Consider the following 17,887-nt stretch of genomic DNA (forward strand, 5'->3'; position numbering starts at 1 on the left):
CGAGCGGTCGTCACATTAATAGTAGGCCAAGCTGCCGCATGCGCGGCAGCTGCCATTCGTGATTACAGCCGGAACTGGCTAACCAGACGATTCAGCTCGGCCGCCAGCTGCACCAGTTCTTCACTGATCTGTGAGGTTTGAGACGCATCGGCCAAGGTAGTGTCAGCAATCGTACTGATAGTGGTGATGTTGCGGTTGATCTCTTCGGCAACCGCGCTCTGCTCTTCGGCCGCCGTGGCAATCTGGGTGTTCATGCCGTTGATGGTATTCACTTCGCCCGCGATCACGGTGAGGCTCTGAGCGGTCTTGGCTACGCAGTCCGAACCGGTTTGTGCGCGAACCTGGGCGCCTTCCATCGCCTGCACGGCATTACGGACTCCCGTTTGCAGTTGCTCGATAGTGCGCTGGATTTCTTCGGTCGACTTCTGCGTGCGCGAGGCCAGGGTGCGAACCTCATCGGCCACCACTGCGAAGCCGCGACCCTGTTCTCCGGCGCGAGCGGCCTCGATGGCAGCATTCAGTGCAAGAAGGTTGGTCTGCTCGGCAATACCGTTGATGACGTTCAGCACCATGCCAATGCTGATACTGTCAGTTTCGACCTGTTTGATCACATGCGCCGCTTTTTCGATGTCCTGAATCAACACCTCGATGCCGTCCAGTGCCTCGGTTGCGAGGTTGACGCCAACGCGCGATTCATCATCGGCGCCGCTCGAGGCCGATGCTGTCTCGTTAGCATGCCGAGCCACTTCCTGAACGGTCGCGCTCATTTCATTCATGGCCGAGGCGACCATGTCGGTTTCACTACGCTGCTCCATGACTGCGGTCTGGGTCTTTTCTGCAACGCTCGACACTCGATTCGATACCTCACCCAGCTGGTGGGTCACGGCGGCCACCGCTTCCAGACTGCTGCGGAATTTGAAGATCATGCGGTTGAACGCAGTGCCCATGGCGCCGACTTCATCTTGGGCGTGGACAGCCACAGTACGGCTGAGGTCCTCGTCCTCTGTCATCGCCTCCATGGTGTGACGCATGTCGTTGATACGGCTGATGATCACCCGGCGAATGATGTAGCCCATGACGACCATACCCGCCAGTAGCAACAGCGCCTGGATCACGGCTGAAGTCAGAATGTTGCGATGCACCTCGCCGTCCAGTGCGGACAGGTCGTAGCTAATACGGACCGCGCCCATCACGGTGTCCTGTGGGACCTGGTGGCAGGTCAGGCAATTGGTGCCGCGGTAATCCTGTTGCGCGTGGATCGGATTGATCACCGTCAGTACACGGCCATTCAGGCCCTCGCTCACTTCCACGGTGGCGTCGCCAGCAAGCGCACGTTTGTCCAGCTCGTCCTTGGGGGCCTGATGCTCGAATCCGGGGCCGAAGACCTTGGCCACTGGCTCGCCGCGGATGATGCGTGCGTCGATCACTCCCGGCCGGGCAAGAATCTTGTTACGCAGCACTTCTCGCTGGCCCATGGTGCCGGTCAGCATCATGGTATTGATACTGTCGAAATAGGAGTCAGCCGTATCCTTGGTCTGCTGTTCGACAACATGCAGTATCAGCTGCTTCTCTGAACCCGCCGAATAGAACAGGGAGGCTGCCAGGACCAGGGCGAACACCACCAACAGGGCCAGGTTGATTTTTGTTTGAACGGACATTTGCCGAGCTGGAGAGGTACTGTTCATCCTGTTCCTTAGGTACTGCTGCTACACGAAAACGAAACCTTCACGAGGACGCGGCGGACCACAGCGGGCGTCCGGTTCAGGGCTTGGCCGCTCTATCTGCCTGACTTATCGGCCGGACATCCCTTCTCTTTACAAGGTTTCTCGACGCCACCCGGCTGCAGGCAAAGTGCTATCAGAAAAGCCGGCGACATCGTAGTCGCTGTTCAATCGCGTTGAGCCATGGCTCTCGATGGAAGGAAATCAAACTCAAGGTTTGTTGATTTAGATCAAGAAATACCGAGGAGCCAAAGGGCGACTTAAGCGCTTATCTAATCGCGCGGCGAGCGTCCGAACATTCGGCAGCACCAGTCCATTCAGCACGCAATTGTCCTCTCGGAGCGCTGGAAGGCCGCAACGGCAAACTTTTTCCCTAAGCCTCTTGGCAATTTCGGCGAGCCGGTCCACGCTATGCTTAGGCCGTGTCAATGACCATCCGTCCGGATTATGGGGATTGCGAAATTAGCCCAGCCGTATTCGAACCCCGAAGCGATTCGGCGGTCGTAGCCTCTAGTCAGTCGCCGTTGGCGGGACATGCAGGTTATGGCTGCTGACCGATCCAGGCGCAGTGCATCAATTGGACTCATCTTTTCAAGGACTCACATGATCAAGAAATGCCTTTTTCCTGCGGCCGGATATGGCACGCGCTTCCTTCCTGCGACCAAGGCCATGCCCAAGGAGATGTTGCCGGTAGTGAACAAGCCCCTGATTCAATACGGGGTTGAAGAGGCACTGGCTGCTGGGCTGAGCCAAATTTCGATCGTTACCGGTCGCGGCAAGCGCTCCCTGGAAGACCACTTCGACATCAGCTACGAGCTCGAACATCAGATCCGTAACACCGACAAGGAAAAATACCTGGTCGGCATCCGCAAACTCATCGATGAATGCAGCTTCTCGTATACCCGCCAGGTCGAGATGAAGGGTTTGGGTCATGCGATCCTCAGTGGCCGTCCACTGATCGGCGACGAGCCCTTCGCTGTCGTCCTGGCCGATGACCTGTGTATCAACCTCCACGGTGATCCGGTACTGGCGCAGATGGTCAAGCTGTACAACCAGTTCCGTTGCTCGATCGTTGCAATCCAGGAAGTGCCGCCGGAAGAGACCAGCAAGTATGGCGTGATCGCCGGCGAGATGATCCGTGACGACATCTTCCGTGTCAGCCACATGGTCGAGAAGCCCAAGCCGGAGGATGCACCGTCCAACCTGGCAATTATTGGTCGCTACATCCTGACGCCGGATATCTTCGACCTGATCGAACAGACCGAGCCAGGCAAAGGCGGCGAGATCCAGATCACCGACGCTCTGATGCGCCAGGCTCAGGACGGTTGCGTGCTGGCGTACAAGTTCAAGGGTCAGCGCTTCGACTGCGGCAGTGCCGAGGGCTATATCGCGGCCACCAACTTCTGCTACGAGAACTTCTACCTGACCGGTAAAGCGTTCTAATAATAACGCTGTGCAGGAAGCCACCTCCGGGTGGCTTTGTGCGTTTCAGGGAACGGGCATTTCCTCAGCGCCGGGCCCAAGGGGCTGACCGTAGCTGAACTCGACATAGTTGCCAGCCGGGTCGCGAACACCGCAGTAATAGCCAACGGGGTAAGGTTCGGCCCTGGGCTCCCAGATCAGACAGCCAACTTGCCGCGCCCTGTCAGCAATTGCATCGACCTCGGCGCGACTGGACAGGGCAAAGCCAAAATGGCTGTAGTCATTGTCAGCCAGTCCACGGTCCTGCCCGCCGGGCATGATCACGAAAATGAACTCACGCTCTTTTCCTGGCTCGGCCATCCAGACAATGCGCGATCCCTTGCCGGCGCGCTCATGAAACACGTGCATTCCACAGAATCGCTCATAGAAGGCAATGCAGGCGTCCAGATCGGGCACGTGCAGGGCGAGATGAGTGAGGGTAGGGCGCATGCGATGCTCCTCCAATGAATCCAGCCAACGGGCTGGGTTATGCTGTGCGATCTACAAGGGAGACAACAGTTCATGGCTTACGACTTCGATCTATTCGTCATCGGCGCTGGTTCCGGTGGAGTCCGTGCCGCCCGATTTGCAGCTGGCTATGGCGCCCGCGTGGCGGTAGCCGAAAGCCGTTACCTGGGCGGCACCTGTGTGAACGTCGGCTGTGTGCCGAAGAAATTGCTGGTCTACGGCGCCCACTATGCCGAAGACATTCACGAAGCCAAGGGCTATGGCTGGACCATCGACGGCGCCAGGTTCGATTGGGCTTCGCTTATAGCCAACAAGGATCGCGAGATCCAGCGTCTCAATGGCATCTACAAGAACCTGTTGACTGACAGCGGCGTCACCTTGCTGCAGGCCCATGCACGCCTGGTCGACCCGCATACCGTCGAGGTCGATAGCAAGCACTACAGCGCCGAGCACATTCTGATTGCAACCGGCGGCTGGCCATTCGTGCCGGATATTCCAGGACGCGAGCATGCCATTACCTCCAACGAAGCCTTTTACCTTGATGAGCTGCCCCGGCGCGTCCTGGTGGTGGGCGGTGGCTATATTGCGGTCGAGTTTGCCTCGATCTTTCATGGCTGCGGTGCGGATACCAAGCTGCTTTACCGCGGAGACCTGTTCCTGCGCGGTTTCGATGGTTCGCTGCGTGATCATCTCAAGGATGAGTTGATCAAAAAGGGTCTCGACTTGCAGTTCAACGCTGACATCACCCGCATTGACAAACAGGTAGACGGTACGCTGCTTGCCACGCTGGAAGACGGCCGCACCCTTGAGGCGGATTGCATTTTCTACGCCACCGGGCGTCGGCCTATGCTCGACGGGCTAGGGCTGGATAACGTCGACGTGGCTTTGGACAAGCGTGGCTTCATTGCCATTGATGATCAGTTCCGCACGACGACGCCGTCAATCCTGGCAATCGGCGATGTAATCGGTCGAATCCAGCTAACCCCCGTCGCGCTCGCCGAAGGCATGGCGGTGGCTCGGCAACTCTTCAGGCCCGACGAATACAGGCCAGTCGACTACCACAATATCGCCACAGCGGTGTTCAGCCTGCCAAACATGGCGACAGTCGGGTTGACCGAAGAACAAGCACGCGAAAAAGGACACAAGGTGGTGTTGTACGAAAGCCGTTTTCGACCGATGAAGCAGACCATGACCGACAGCCTAGAGCGAAGCCTGATGAAACTGGTCGTCGACGCGGACACCGACAAGGTGCTGGGCTGTCACATGGCAGGCCCCGAGGCGGGAGAAATCATTCAGGGCTTGGCCGTTGCGCTGAAGGCCGGCGCTACCAAACGAATCTTCGACGATACGGTGGGTATCCACCCGACCGCTGCTGAAGAGTTCGTCACCATGCGCACCCAAACAGGAATCTAGATAACAGTTGCGTCTGGTTGCGGCGAGCTTGCGGAGACGGCGAAGGAGGAGAGGGGCCAGCTGCATCAGCCGGCCCTTTGCCGCAGAACGCGCGCCCCTCTGGTTTGGTTTGCGCCAAATGTTGTGTCGTTCCGCTGTCAGTGCTGCATGTGTTCGTGAGTGCTAGGCGTCGGGGCTTGGTCCTGGATGGACACCTCGACGGTTACTTCACCCGCGTGTTCGAATTCGAGGGTCAGCGGGAAACGTTCACCCGCAGCGAGCGGGGCGCTCAGTTCGAAGAGCATGACGTGGTTACTGCCTGGCTTGAACTCGACCTGGCCACCCGCAGGCACCTCGATCGAATCGATCTGTTTCATGCGCATCATGTCGCCTTCGTGCACGTGAGTGTGCAGCTCAGCCTTCTTCGCACGCGGTGTGTGCACGCCCAACAGCCGGTCCGGCGCATCACCTGGGTTTTGCAAGGTGAAATAGACCGCACCGGTGGGGGCGGAGGGCGGCATGGCGCGCGACCACACATGAGTGGCCTCGGGTGTTGCACCCATCATCTGGTGGTGAGCGTGGTTCTGATCAGCTGCCGTTGCCGACAAGCATGCCGTGCCGAGCGCAATAAAGGTTACCAGGCGAAGCAACATGGAGATCTCCGAGGTGTTTGAAAACGCAGCACATTAGCATGCTGCGTCCCGCTGACGTTGATCTACGTCCGTGACCCGCACAGGCCAGTGTGGCGGCTGCGCGATTTCAATCAATCCACAGTGAGATCAACGGAACCTGCAGCGCCGCATCGTTTCTGTTTGAATGACACACGAACCTTCCGATCGGAGATGCATCAGCACAATGGAACGCAGTCGCTGGAGTCACAGGTTGCTGTCTGGCGGAAAGGAGCCCGATCCGCGCTTTACCCTGGCCAACGAACGGACCTTTCTTGCCTGGATACGAACGTCGCTCGCGGTGCTGGCTGGCGGCGTTGCGGTCGAGGCCTTCGCCAGTGAAATCTTCCCGCTGGAGATACGCAAGGTTCTGTCGATTTCACTGTTGCTACTGGCGATGTTCATCAGCTCGACCGCTTGCTTCCGCTGGCTGACCATCGAGCGAGCCATGCGTCATCAGGGGCCGTTACCATTCCCGCTGTTGATCCCGATCTTGTCCATCGGTGGCACGCTGGTGACGCTGGTTCTGATCGCTTTCGTCGCGTTACGCAACTGACCGAACGCCGATGCATATTTCCTTTCGCCGCCGTCTGGAGCCCAAACCGCCGCCGCTACCACTGCATGAAGACCCTGGACTGCAACCCGAACGCACATCGCTGGCCTGGGGCCGGACCCTGCTGACGTTGATCACCGTAAGCGCACTGTTTCTGCGCTGGATGCCTTACCACGGGACATTCGTTGCAGTGTTGGTCGCGCTATCCCTAGCCACTGCGCTGGGCATCTGGACGTCCCAGCAGCGACGCTACACACGTAGCGCCAGCGGGGTGAAAAGCGGGCGAATCCAAGCTGATGCGCTGTCAGTACTGTGGCTCGGTGTGTCGGTGTTCGTGCTTGGCGTGCTAGGGCTCTACACCATCATTTTCCTGCCAATCAGCAGCTAGACAGTATTCATAGAGAGGCTTTGATGAGCACCGCCAATCAGCAATTTGCCAGCGACAACTATTCCGGAATTTGCCCGGAAGCATGGGAAGCGATGGCCCGAGCCAACCAGGGGCATGATCGCGCCTACGGTGACGATCAATGGACGTCGCGCGCAGCCGACCATTTCCGCCAATTGTTCGAAACCGACTGCGAAGTGTTTTTCGCCTTTAACGGTACAGCGGCCAACTCACTGGCATTGTCATCTCTATGCCAGAGCTATCACAGCGTGATCTGCGGCGATATCGCACACATCGAAACCGACGAATGCGGCGCACCGGAATTCTTCTCCAACGGCTCCAAACTGCTGGTGGCGCGGACCGAACAGGGCAAGCTGACGCCCGCGGCCATTCGCGAAATAGCGCTGAAACGCAAGGACATCCACTACCCAAAACCGCGCGTCGTCAGCCTGACCCAGGCCACCGAAATTGGCACTGTCTACCAGCCAGACGAGCTCCGCGCCGTTAGCGACACCTGCAAGGAGCTGGGGCTGCATCTGCATATGGATGGCGCACGCTTTGCCAATGCCTGCGCTTATCTTGGTCTGTCACCGGCTGAATTGAGCTGGAAAACAGGCGTAGACGTGCTCTGTTTTGGCGGCACCAAAAACGGCATGGCCGTAGGCGAGGCCATCCTGTTCTTCAACCGAGATCTCGCCGAGGATTTCGAGTATCGCTGCAAGCAGGCTGGCCAGCTTGCATCGAAGATGCGTTTTCTATCCGCACCATGGGTAGGCCTGCTGGAGGGTGGCGCCTGGATGAAATACGCCGCACACGCGAACAGCTGCGCGCAGTTACTTGCCAAACTGATCAGCGACGTGCCCGGTGTAGAACTGATGTTTCCAGTGCAAGCCAACGGCGTCTTTGTCAGCATCCCACCATTAGCGCTCGAAGCACTGAGGAGCCGCGGCTGGATGTTCTACACATTCATCGGCGTAGGCGGCGCACGCTTCATGTGCTCATGGGATACCAGCGAAGCGCGTGTGCGCCAACTGGCAGACGACATACGCAGCGTTGTTCTGGAAAATCAGTAAACCATGGAAGAAGAGCCGCACATGGCATCCCGAAGCTGGAGGCTTGTGCGGCGAGAGTGCGGTCCGTTTGCCGTACACAGTCATAGTGAGTACATGCGTGTGCGTAAACCCAATACGCTATTTAACATAATATACATTATGCGAATCAGGTTGCCACTCAATGAGGTGATTGGGCAGCGACCACTCATGGCCTGCAACCTAACCCAATTTATGGGCGACTCTGACATCCGCCCATAAACCTATAACCATCCGAACTTCCTTATCCGCCAAGGTGGTCATCCTGCGTCGGGCCATTGAGCGTGCCGCTGACTCGCCATCGGTTTTGAGCCGACGACAAAGTCGTAGCAGCTCCCATGCAACGCAGCACCGGTGACTACATCAACAGCGACCCTTAGTTGCCCCTGCATGCGGACCACGCAGTCAGCGAACAGCCCAGCATGATGCGCAGGTCTCTAACGGCCGCGCTGTCGCTCGAACTAACAGCACTCATTTCGAAGCCATTTACGGCGAAACCCTTAGACGCGATGTTAACAAGGCACCAATGGGATGCAGATCACTGCAATCGCCAGAAAGAAAATCGCGAAGTCGAGACCGAGTGTTTCTTAAGACGCGCATCCCTCAAAAACTCCAGCGCAAGGTCACGCGTCCTCCGAGAGCCATCGCATTTGTCAGCGCCACTGTCTGCATCTAGATCTACAGCGGATTGCGCAGTCTCAAGCTTCGAAGATATGCAGTTTGCAACCGTCGGTTTTCGCTCTTAGAGGTTGGCTTCAAGTAGCGAAACGAGCCCGATCCGACAGATTGAGCACAACGAAAGCCTCTTGCTGTTCACGTCAGGACGCCGACGAGTTAACAGTTTTGCGTTTGCTTGCCTGCCAATCAATGACAGCCGCACAGGCCCCACGCATCATGTTCGTTCGCTGTCGTGCCGCAGGAACAAGGAACTGGCCCTCGCATGCAACCTACGCTCTCTGCCTCCTTGCTGGAATACGCCGGGCTCACCTCTCCCGGTCGAACCCGTGATCACAACGAAGACGCTCTGCTCTGCTCGCCAACGCTGGGCCTTTGGGCCATCGCTGACGGCATGGGTGGTCACCAATGTGGTGAGGTCGCAAGTACACTGGCGCTCGCGGCACTGGAGCAGGCGGTAGAAAGTGGCGAACCGCTGGACACTGCTGTTCACGTAGCGAACCGAGCCGTGCTCGACGCATCCAGCGATGATGGTATGGGAACGACCCTTGTCGCGGCGCATTTCGACGGGGTCAATTTCGAGCTTGTCTGGGTGGGTGACAGTCGAGCTTATCTCGTCACTGCCAACGGGATTGTGCAGCTCAGCCGTGACCATAGCTGGGTGCAGATGATGATAGATGCTGGTGAGCTGCAGCCGTCCGATGCTCGAGGACATGCCTGGCGCAACATCATCATGCGTTGCCTCGGGCGCGAAGAACCGTTGGAGATCGGCACCTGCAAGGGCACACTTGGCGGCGATGAATTGCTCCTGCTTTGCAGCGATGGGCTGACCAACGAACTGACTGACGCCCAGATCCACGCCAGCTGCACCTTCGCCGATACGCTCGAAAGTCTTGTGGAGTATCTGATCGACCAGGCGAATAACCACGGTGGACGCGACAATATCTCCTGCATTGTGGTCGGACGAACTGCAGTCTCTCCGACGACCGAGTCCCGCACACGGCGGCTCATCAATAGGCTGCTAAACCCCCTGAAGTCGTAAGTAGGCCCACGTTTCATGACGCAACGGATGCTAGAAGTTCCCGGTTATCGCCTGCACAAACGCCTCGGAAAAGGCGGAATGGCCGAGGTCTACCTGGCTACGCAGCTTTCGCTAGACCGTGAGGTCGCGGTCAAGGTGCTGTTACGGCCCGAGGACGCAGCCTTTACCGAACGCTTCATTCAGGAAGGCCACATCGTCGCTTCGCTCCGCCATCCTGCAATCATCACGATCTATGACATTGGCCAGGTCACTGACGGCCGGCACTACCTCGCCATGGAATACATCGGTGGCGGCGACTTGGCTCAGCATCGCGGTCTCGTCTTCTCCCCTTCGCGTGCGCTGGACATCATTAGGCAATTGGCTGGAGGGCTGGCCGTCGTTCATGACGGCGGCCTGGTCCATCGAGATGTCAAACCCGCCAACATCCTGTTCCGGGACGATGGAAGCGTCGTGCTCACCGACTTCGGCGTGGCAAAAGCGATAGAGCTGGACAACGAACTTACCCACTTCGGAATAGCCGTCGGCAGCCCCGCCTACAGCAGCCCGGAGCAGGCCCAATGCCAGACACTGGACGCACGGAGCGACATTTATAGCCTCGGTGTGATTCTTGCCGAGATGCTGACTGGCACCAACCCATTCCGCGCGGGCAGCTATCCGCAAACTGTACTCAATCACGTACAGATGCCCGGACCCCAGCTACCGCCAGCGCTAGCGCCCTATCAGATGCTTCTTGATCGCATGCTGGCCAAGCAACCGAGCGCACGGTTCGGTAGTTGCCGCGAATTGCTGGAAGCCATCGACACGCTCACCGAGCCAGACATGGATCAGACTCGTATCGCGCCGGCTGTTGTCATTGCTTCTCGCCCCAGACGACGGTCCCGCCATCGTGGGCTGAAACGATGGGGGGCAATAGGTGCGGCGATGCTAGCGACAGTTGCTCTGGGCGTTGGTGGTTATCAGTGGTTCCAATACACCCGCATCAATGACTTCCTGACACGCGCTGAGGTTCGGCTGGCCAATGGGCAGCTGATTGCGCCGGCGCTGGATAACGCCGATTACTACTACCGCCGCGCATTGCGCCTGGATGCGGACAACCCGAAGGCCCTCGACGGGCTCAAGCGCGTGCTCAATGCCCGTATCGCCGGAGCGCTGGTATTGGCTGAGCAGCGGCTGGCGGAGAATCAGTTGCTCGAACCGGCCGAAGACAGCGCTGTACACTATTTTCGTCAGGTGCTTGGCTGGCTACCGGAAAACGAAGCTGCCCACGTCGGCCTGGAACGCGTAAGCCAACGCTATACCGAACTGGCTGAAGCGGCCTACGGCCGGCGCGAATACGCAGTAGCGCTCGAATACATCCATCAAGGCCTTGAGGCTACGCCCGAGCAGGCCACCCTCCTCGCTTTGCGCGACGGGCATTTGCAGCGAGTCGCCAAAGCAAGAGCGCCTCGTGTTGCGAAACGGACCGCTGTCAGCACAACCCGCACCACCTCCAGTACCCCTGTGCAGGCCCAAACGCCTGCCAATCCGGTGAAGCGACTCTGGAACCGAATTTTCAATTGATGAGATCGCTCGGCCGCTTGGTTCGAGCCCACCCTATCCCGCTCAAGGTAATGCATAGATGCTCAGGATCCATTTCGTTGACAATCGCCAAAGTCCGGTATGGCTTGCCGATGAGACATTCACTCTTGGTTCGGACGGCAGCAACGATCTGGTACTAAACGACGTCGGCATTGCACCTTTTCACGCTGAGTTGCGCCACGACAATCGCTTCTATTACCTGACGGACCTCGGTACACCGAACGGTACTTTCGTCAACGAAGAAAAGATTGGTGAGCGCTATCAGATTCGCTCTGGCGACCGCGTTCGCCTTGGCAGGCTGGAGCTGGAGATCGTCGATCCTGCCAAGGTCGGCGCTAAGGTGGCGACTGCGCCACGCTGGTTGTTGCAGGTCGTAAAAGGTGAAAACCAGGGACACAAGTACCACATCACCGGCTCGATGACGTTTGGGCGGTCGGTGAAGTGCGAGCTTTGCTTCAGTGACGCTGAGCTGTCGCGCCGGCACGCCGAGTTCTATCTCAAGGGCGACGTACTCGAAGTCAAAGATCTGGCATCAGCCAACGGTTTGCTCGTCAATCGCGAGAAGGTCACAACAGCCGTGTTGCAGCCTGGCGATCAGGTCCAGCTGGGAAACACGACGTTGCTGGTCATTGGTCCCAAGGTCAACGCTCCGGTAGTTGCGGACGAAGACGCCACCGTTTTCATTCGCGCCGCGGACTTGCCTGCCCATGCGGTTCCTGAAGCGAAGCCCGCCCGTCCCCGCCCCGCCACGCCGAACCCGCTTCGCACCGCTGCAGCGATGGCACCAACCCAAGCGCCGGCCGAACATTCCGTTTCGCGTTGGCGCCTCGGACTACTGATCGGCGCTCTTGCATTGGCGGTCCTCGCTGGAGTCGCTGCGCAACGGATGCTGTAAAGACTGACGAAAACCTAGGTTTCAGAGAGCACGGCCAAATGCCGGGGCCTACTCCGCAATGATTGAGGCGTCGAGATGCATCCGATACCGAAGATTCAAGCTCGACTAGTCGTCGCTGCGGTACTGGCGACGCTCAGCTGCAACGTCGCAGCTGGCATGAACATCGAAAACATAGATCGAACTGTCGATGAGTCTGCAAAAGCCGCGATGGCTGAGCACGGGATACCGGGCATGGCGGTTGCTATCACCGCTCACGGTCAACAGCGGTTCTTTGATTTTGGCGTGGCGTCGAAGAAAACTGGCCAGCCTGTAACACGCGATACGTTGTTTGAGGTGGGCTCGGTCAGCAAAACGCTTACAGCCACGCTAGCCGCTTACTCGCAGGCGCAAGGCAAACTGTCGTTGAGTGACGGCCCCTGTCGCTACCTGCCAGCGCTTGAGTGCGACAGGATCGGGCAGATCAGTCTGATCCATCTCGCTACGCACACAGCTGGCGGCTTTCCTCTGCAGCTGCCTGACGACATTCAAACCGAGCAGCAGCTGACGCAGTATTTCAACAACTGGCAGCCGCAACATCCCGCCGGTCGCTATCGCAGCTACGCCAACCCCAGCATCGGGCTGCTCGGACGGGCTGCGGCAAAAAGCCTTGGGATGCCATATGCCGATGCGCTGCAGTCGCAGCTGTTGCCGAAACTGGGCATGGTCGACACTTATCTCGCAGTGCCACCCGAGCAGATGACGCGCTACGCCCAGGGCTACGACAAGGCCGGAAAACCAGTTCGGCTGAATCCAGCGCTGTTGGCTGACGAAGCCTATGGTGTGAAAACAACGAGCAAAGACCTGCTGCACTTTGTTGACGCCCAGTTGGGCGGCGTCGAAATGGACACATCAATCAAGAGCGCCATGGCGGCCACGCGAACCGGCTACTACCGTGTGGGCGCCATGACCCAGGCTCTGGTCTGGGAACAGTATCCGTACCCGGCGAAGCTGGACGATCTGCTAACTGGAAATGGCAGCTCCATGGTCCTCGAGAGCAAGCTGGTGGAGCCGATAGCACCGCCCCTTGAACCGCAGCGGTCTGTCTGGATCAACAAGACCGGGTCAACCAATGGCTTCGGCGCGTATGTGGCTTTCGTCCCGGCTAAGCAGATTGGCATCGTTATTCTGGCCAACCGGTACTACCCGAACGAAGAGCGGGTGAAGCTCGCCTATCGGATTCTGCAGCAGCTGGACTGATGAACTCCGGCAGCCCTAAGGCTGCCCACCGAGCCGCCATCGATGCAGCCTGGCCGCCCAGGTTTGCGGACGTTTGGCGGTATGGGCACGGCGCCAAGCCTCGGCAACGGCGAGACTGGCCTCGGCCAAGGTCGGGTTGATGTGTACGGTACGGCGCAGTTTGTTCAACCCCAGTTTGTGCTTCATCGCCAACACGAACACGGCAAGTGTTTCACTCGCGCCATCCCCGACAAGCGTGACGCCAATGATGCGGTCACGCCCGCGCTCGGTGAGCACCTTCAGCAAGCCACTGTTACCAGCGCTCATCTGTGCCGCCTCAAGCGAATCGAGGTCGAGCATGGTCACCTCGTATTCCACTTCAGCCAACTTCGCCTGGGCTTCAGTCAGGCCCACGCTGGCAATCTCGGGTGAAGTAAAGGCCACACGGGGGACCACTCTGTCGCTGACCATGAAACGGCGGAATCCGGAAAATAAACCATTGGCGGCGGCGTACCAGGCGTGGTGTTTAGCGCTTTGAAACGAGCTGTCCGGACCTGCCACTGCGCCCACGGCATAGACGTTCGGGTAGCGCGTAGCGAGGTATTCGTCCACTTCCAGACTGCCGTCCTCGCGAATGTTCAACTCCAGCGTTTCCAGTCCTAGATTGTCCAGGTGGGCTTTGCGTCCCAACGCCAGCAGCACCTGATCGAACGGAAGCGAATGTTTTTGCTCATCAATCAAACAGTCCAGGCGGCGCTCGTTCTCGACCAATTCGAAACGCTGTGGTGAGACCTTCAATAGAACCTCAACCCCATCGGCGCAAAGGGCGTCATGGACAGCCTCGCGTGCCTCTGGCTCAGCGGCAGCCAACAACATCTCGCCTTCGACGGCCAGTGTCACCTGACAGCCGAGGCGCTGAAACGCCTGGGCCAGTTCGCAGGCATTGGCTTCGCCTCCCATGATCAGCAGCCGCTCTGGCCGTTGCTGCAAATCCCAGACGTTCTCGCAGGTCAGCGGCTCGACGTTTTCAAGGCCCGGTATCGGCGGGATGACGGGCTGGCTTCCCGTAGCGATGACGATGGCGCGGCTGCAAAGGGTGCGATCGCCGACCTGAACCGACCAGGGTGACGTCATCTGGGCTTTACCCCGGATCATCTCAACACCGGTGGCCTTGCAAGATTCTGCCGTGACCTGCTCTTGCGCCTCGTCAAGCGTGCGGCGCACCTGTGCCATGACTTCTGCAAAGTCGACTTCGGTGTGCAGGCGAATGCCCAGCGTACCGCCCTGGCGCAGCGCGTAATTCATGTTGGCTGCCCGCATCAGCGCCCTCGCCGGAACGCTGCCACTGTGCAGCGCTGCGCCGCCAAGGCGCTCGCTCTCGACCAATGCCACCCTGGCCTTCATCGACGCCGCAATCCGAGCCGCGGCCAGGCCCCCGCTGCCGCCACCAACGACCAACAAATTGTGCTCAAAACTCTTCGGCTTTTGCCAACCGCTATAGACCTTGCGCGCCTTGTAGAGCGTCAGCAGCTTGGTCGCGGCCAGCGGAAAGATGGCTAGCAAGGCCAGCGTCCCTATCAAGCTCGGCGAGAGAATGTCGGAAATTTCCCGAATACGCGCGAGTTGGCGTCCTGCACCTACGTAGATCGCGTGCCCCGGCAGCATGCCGGCCTGGGTAGTCCACCAGAACGTCCACATGCTCACGCGCGTCAGACCGAGCGCAGGATTCAATAGAACGAAGGGAACGAGCGGAATCAACCGCAGCGAGAACAGGTAAAAGGCGCCGTCCCGCTCGATCCCTCGGTTGATACTCGCAATCTGTTTGTTGAATCGTCTCTGAATCCAGTCGCGTAACAAAAACCGGCTGATGAGCATCGCGACCAGCGCGCCGATATTGCTGGCGAAGGAGACCATCAAGGTTCCGCCAACCAGTCCGAACAAGGCTCCCGCAAGGAGCGTCAGCACCACAGTGCCGGGGAACGACATGACCGTCAGCGCTACGTAAGCGGCAAAAAACACCGAACCGGTCCACCAGGGGTGCGCCTGAACCTCGTCTCGAAGCGCCCCACTCTTCGCCTGGATCATTTCCAGCGTCAGGTATTGCTCAAGATCGAACCAGAGAAAACAAGCTGCCGCGACCACGAAAGACAGCACGATCAGCCAACGAGTGAGCTTCATGGATGGCAGTGCTCCGCGGCACGGCTGAAGCATATGCTGCTGACAGACGGACAGGTGAGACGAGCCCGAGGCATCGATAGCCTTGGCTGGCAGTCGCAAGGGAAATGGCAAATCATCAGGAAAACTCTTGTCTGGGCACTACTTGGAGCTGGCCAAACAGAGGATGTTCCAACGGAGCTGACGATCAGCTACAGAGACAGCCCGCGAAAGGCGTTTAAAGTCTGAGTCGCCAAGGCTGTGATAAAAGCCTTACGGAAGATGGCTATCGCAATAGAAGTCAGCGTCCTTTGGGCAACAGCAGGCGTGCCACTTGGCTATGTCGGTGCGGATTGTCGTAATGAAACAGCACGGTTGAACGCAGCGCTTGCGGATCACATGGCTCGTTGGCATGCAAGCTGCGGTAACCCCAGAAAAAGTACAGGCTGCCCGGAGCAAGAACGATCTTTACCGGGTGGAGAAAACCAAGGTTTACAGCCACCGCTACCAACCGCTGACTGATGCGGTTCTGAATCACCGCTTTTTCGATCACATTGAACAATGCGCTAAAACGCAGTCCGCGCGTATTCGGAAAAAGGACCAAGCGTCCCTGCTCCGTACTGCATTCAGGCATCGAAACCGGCAGCAGCACCGTCAAGGTGGTAGCGTCATAGTGAAACCGGTTCGATTCCCTAGCACTGTCGCAACCCTTCAGGCAGCGTATGACGGTGTGAACTTTCTCGGTAGGTAACGGTGTGCGTCCGGTTCCAGCGGTGAAAACACCCAGCAACAGCCGTTGGAATTCTTCCGAAACCACTAACCGTTCGAACAGCGTCCCCGTTATGTTGGGCGTGCCCCTGACAGCAAAGCTGGCGTTGCCACGAAAGCGGGCTTCGCATGCGATGTCCTCACGTGCAGCCTCGAGCTGCTCCGGCGTCAGATAGTCGCTGATGGACGCAAAACCCGTTCGATTCAGCTCACCTGCGACATGTGAGACCGTATCTGCATCAATATTCATGAACGTCCGCATAGGGCAGCTCCACGTTACAGGAACAATCGAGGGGAGAGTTATGGAGGAGGCAACCCGCCATCGGCCAGATTCCCACTAGCCCACTAGCCCACTCTCGCTGAGCAAAGCGCCCTACTTTTTCAGGCGCATTTCGCTATCGAGTGAAACGACTTTTTATTTTTCCACCGCCAGCCCAGCACTGGCGGACGCTCTCCCCTGAGCAATCAGCGGGCTGCCGTGCAAGGGACCGACTCGGCTGGCCGCGCTAACTTGCACATCCGAATACGCGCTGACGGTCACGCCACTCCCTGGGATCGCTTCGCCGACCACTGGCGCAGCATGGCCGGCCACAAAGCGCGCCAGTATCCGCTCCTTATCCAGAAACTCCTGGGCATAGGCGACCGCAATGCGATTGGGCGACGCCATGGCGATACATCTTTTGATGCCCTCGACGAGCGCTAGCGCGCACTCCGGCTCAACAAGCGCACCAATCCCCGGATATTCGCTGCAGAGCACTCCGAGGCTTGTCGTCGGGTCCGCCGTGATCACCGCGTTTCCGCCGACGGCGAGGATATTTGTGAGTTTCGAAGGCAACACGGCGTCGGCTGCACCACGACGCTGTATTACGAGATGGCAGTCGGCGGAAGCAAGAAGGGACGGCAAATCATCGTAAGACTGCAACGGTGCAAAGAGCACATTGCACAACCCTTTAAGCCGAACGCTCTCCACCAGCCGGCTCTTCCCCGCGCCTTCGCCTATTATGAGAAACACCAAATCGTCACGTGTCTCCAAGAGCTCAGCTGCCCTAATTACTATCTCCAGACCCTGCTTCTCGCCGATATTTCCCGAATACATCACGACCTTTTTCTCAGCGGGCGCTCCCAGCCGCTTTAGCAGTTCAGGCGACTTCGTTACGCCTTGGAATCGTGATATTTCGGACCAATTGGGGAACAAGCTGAGTTTTTCATCATTCACGCCTTTACTTCGAGCGCGCGCCATCATCCCGCCCGATATGGTGGATATCTCATCGAACGCCTTCAACGTCCAGGCCTCTGCCGCATTAGCGAATTGTATGACCGTTTTGCGTTTGCAGAGCCCCAAGCCGAACATGGCGTCAACCTCAAAGTCCTGTATGTGCAGCAGGCTATTTGCGCCAGTTAGTTTTGCGTAAAGGATTGCCTGGCTCGCGCAGAACAGCGTGGGCACCACCAGAATGACTTTGTCAGGTCGCCAGCCGATATTGGCAAAAAGCGCTAACGCAGATGAAAACGAGAAACTGGCCAGGTGCAACAAGCGCTTCAAGGCAGTAGGTTTTGCAGGAACATAAAGCGGACAGCGTATGACGGTGACTCCGTTCTCACGTGTCCTGGCATAGCGCCAACTGCGATGATCGGGAAAAACTTTCCAGTCTGGATAATAGGGGTGGGCCGTCACAACTCGCACTTCGTGCCCCTGCTCGGTGAGCCACGTAGCCATCTCTCCGTTATATTTCCCTATACCAGTCAATTCGGGGCTGTAGTTTATTCCGTAAATAAGATACTTCATCGTCGCCTCCCACATTGCACCTGCACACAGCACTTACA

Annotated in this window: 15 protein-coding genes; 9 read left to right on the plus strand and 6 right to left on the minus strand. The window is 58.2% G+C overall.

Annotation, left to right across the window (positions count from 1 at the left end):
* Positions 1–62: 62 nt before the first annotated feature.
* On the minus strand, positions 63–1,685 hold the full coding sequence (locus CXK96_RS04185) for a methyl-accepting chemotaxis protein (protein ID WP_102835235.1): 1,623 nt from the start codon (positions 1,683–1,685) through the stop codon (positions 63–65).
* 639 nt (positions 1,686–2,324) lie between these two features.
* Between CXK96_RS04185 and galU the strand changes: the two genes are divergently transcribed.
* The gene (galU, locus tag CXK96_RS04190) at positions 2,325–3,164 is read left to right on the plus strand and encodes a UTP--glucose-1-phosphate uridylyltransferase GalU (RefSeq protein WP_102835236.1); all 840 of its coding nucleotides are present in this window, start codon (positions 2,325–2,327) and stop codon (positions 3,162–3,164) included.
* A 45-nt stretch (positions 3,165–3,209) separates the two neighbouring features.
* Here the strand turns inward: galU and CXK96_RS04195 are convergent, their stop codons facing one another.
* Complete coding sequence (locus CXK96_RS04195) at positions 3,210–3,632, minus strand: VOC family protein (protein ID WP_102835237.1); 423 nt, start codon at positions 3,630–3,632, stop codon at positions 3,210–3,212.
* 72 nt (positions 3,633–3,704) lie between these two features.
* Here CXK96_RS04195 and gorA point away from each other — a divergent pair, with 72 nt between their 5' ends.
* Positions 3,705–5,063 (plus strand): glutathione-disulfide reductase, encoded by a 1,359-nt coding sequence (gene gorA, locus CXK96_RS04200; RefSeq protein WP_102835238.1) that lies wholly within the window; start codon positions 3,705–3,707, stop codon positions 5,061–5,063.
* A gap of 137 nt (positions 5,064–5,200) precedes the next feature.
* Here gorA and CXK96_RS04205 read toward each other — a convergent pair whose 3' ends face one another.
* Positions 5,201–5,695 (minus strand): copper chaperone PCu(A)C, encoded by a 495-nt coding sequence (locus CXK96_RS04205; RefSeq protein WP_102835239.1) that lies wholly within the window; start codon positions 5,693–5,695, stop codon positions 5,201–5,203.
* Between the two features lie 202 nt (positions 5,696–5,897).
* Here CXK96_RS04205 and CXK96_RS04210 point away from each other — a divergent pair, with 202 nt between their 5' ends.
* The 7 genes from CXK96_RS04210 (at position 5,898) to ampC (ending at position 13,162) form a co-directional block, all read left to right on the plus strand.
* Positions 5,898–6,266: a YidH family protein gene (locus CXK96_RS04210; RefSeq protein ID WP_102835240.1), complete on the plus strand. Its 369-nt coding sequence runs from the start codon at positions 5,898–5,900 to the stop codon at positions 6,264–6,266.
* A gap of 10 nt (positions 6,267–6,276) precedes the next feature.
* A complete protein-coding gene (locus CXK96_RS04215) occupies positions 6,277–6,651 on the plus strand; it encodes a DUF202 domain-containing protein (protein WP_102835241.1) in 375 nt (124 codons plus the stop codon).
* 23 nt (positions 6,652–6,674) lie between these two features.
* Entirely contained in the window at positions 6,675–7,721 is a 1,047-nt protein-coding gene (locus tag CXK96_RS04220) for a threonine aldolase family protein (protein WP_102835242.1), read from the plus strand.
* Positions 7,722–8,676: 955 nt separating this feature from the next.
* Positions 8,677–9,453 (plus strand): PP2C family protein-serine/threonine phosphatase, encoded by a 777-nt coding sequence (locus tag CXK96_RS04225; protein WP_102835243.1) that lies wholly within the window; start codon positions 8,677–8,679, stop codon positions 9,451–9,453.
* A gap of 15 nt (positions 9,454–9,468) precedes the next feature.
* Positions 9,469–11,013: a serine/threonine-protein kinase gene (locus CXK96_RS04230; RefSeq protein WP_102835244.1), complete on the plus strand. Its 1,545-nt coding sequence runs from the start codon at positions 9,469–9,471 to the stop codon at positions 11,011–11,013.
* Between the two features lie 58 nt (positions 11,014–11,071).
* Positions 11,072–11,926 carry an FHA domain-containing protein gene (locus tag CXK96_RS04235; RefSeq protein WP_102835245.1) on the plus strand — a complete coding sequence of 285 codons (855 nt, stop codon included), beginning with the start codon at positions 11,072–11,074 and terminating at the stop codon, positions 11,924–11,926.
* Between the two features lie 75 nt (positions 11,927–12,001).
* Positions 12,002–13,162, plus strand: a complete 1,161-nt coding sequence (gene ampC, locus CXK96_RS04240; RefSeq protein WP_102835246.1) for a class C beta-lactamase — start codon at positions 12,002–12,004, stop codon at positions 13,160–13,162.
* A 15-nt stretch (positions 13,163–13,177) separates the two neighbouring features.
* Here ampC and CXK96_RS04245 read toward each other — a convergent pair whose 3' ends face one another.
* The 3 genes from CXK96_RS04245 to CXK96_RS04255 form a co-directional block, all read right to left on the minus strand.
* On the minus strand, positions 13,178–15,319 hold the full coding sequence (locus CXK96_RS04245) for an FAD-dependent oxidoreductase (protein WP_102835247.1): 2,142 nt from the start codon (positions 15,317–15,319) through the stop codon (positions 13,178–13,180).
* A gap of 277 nt (positions 15,320–15,596) precedes the next feature.
* On the minus strand, positions 15,597–16,325 hold the full coding sequence (locus tag CXK96_RS04250) for a hypothetical protein (protein WP_102835248.1): 729 nt from the start codon (positions 16,323–16,325) through the stop codon (positions 15,597–15,599).
* Between the two features lie 153 nt (positions 16,326–16,478).
* Entirely contained in the window at positions 16,479–17,849 is a 1,371-nt protein-coding gene (locus tag CXK96_RS04255; protein ID WP_102835503.1) for a glycosyltransferase WbuB, read from the minus strand.
* Positions 17,850–17,887: the final 38 nt, after the last annotated feature.

It is taken from the genome of Stutzerimonas stutzeri (assembly GCF_002890895.1).
Taxonomy (GTDB): domain Bacteria; phylum Pseudomonadota; class Gammaproteobacteria; order Pseudomonadales; family Pseudomonadaceae; genus Stutzerimonas; species Stutzerimonas stutzeri_AB.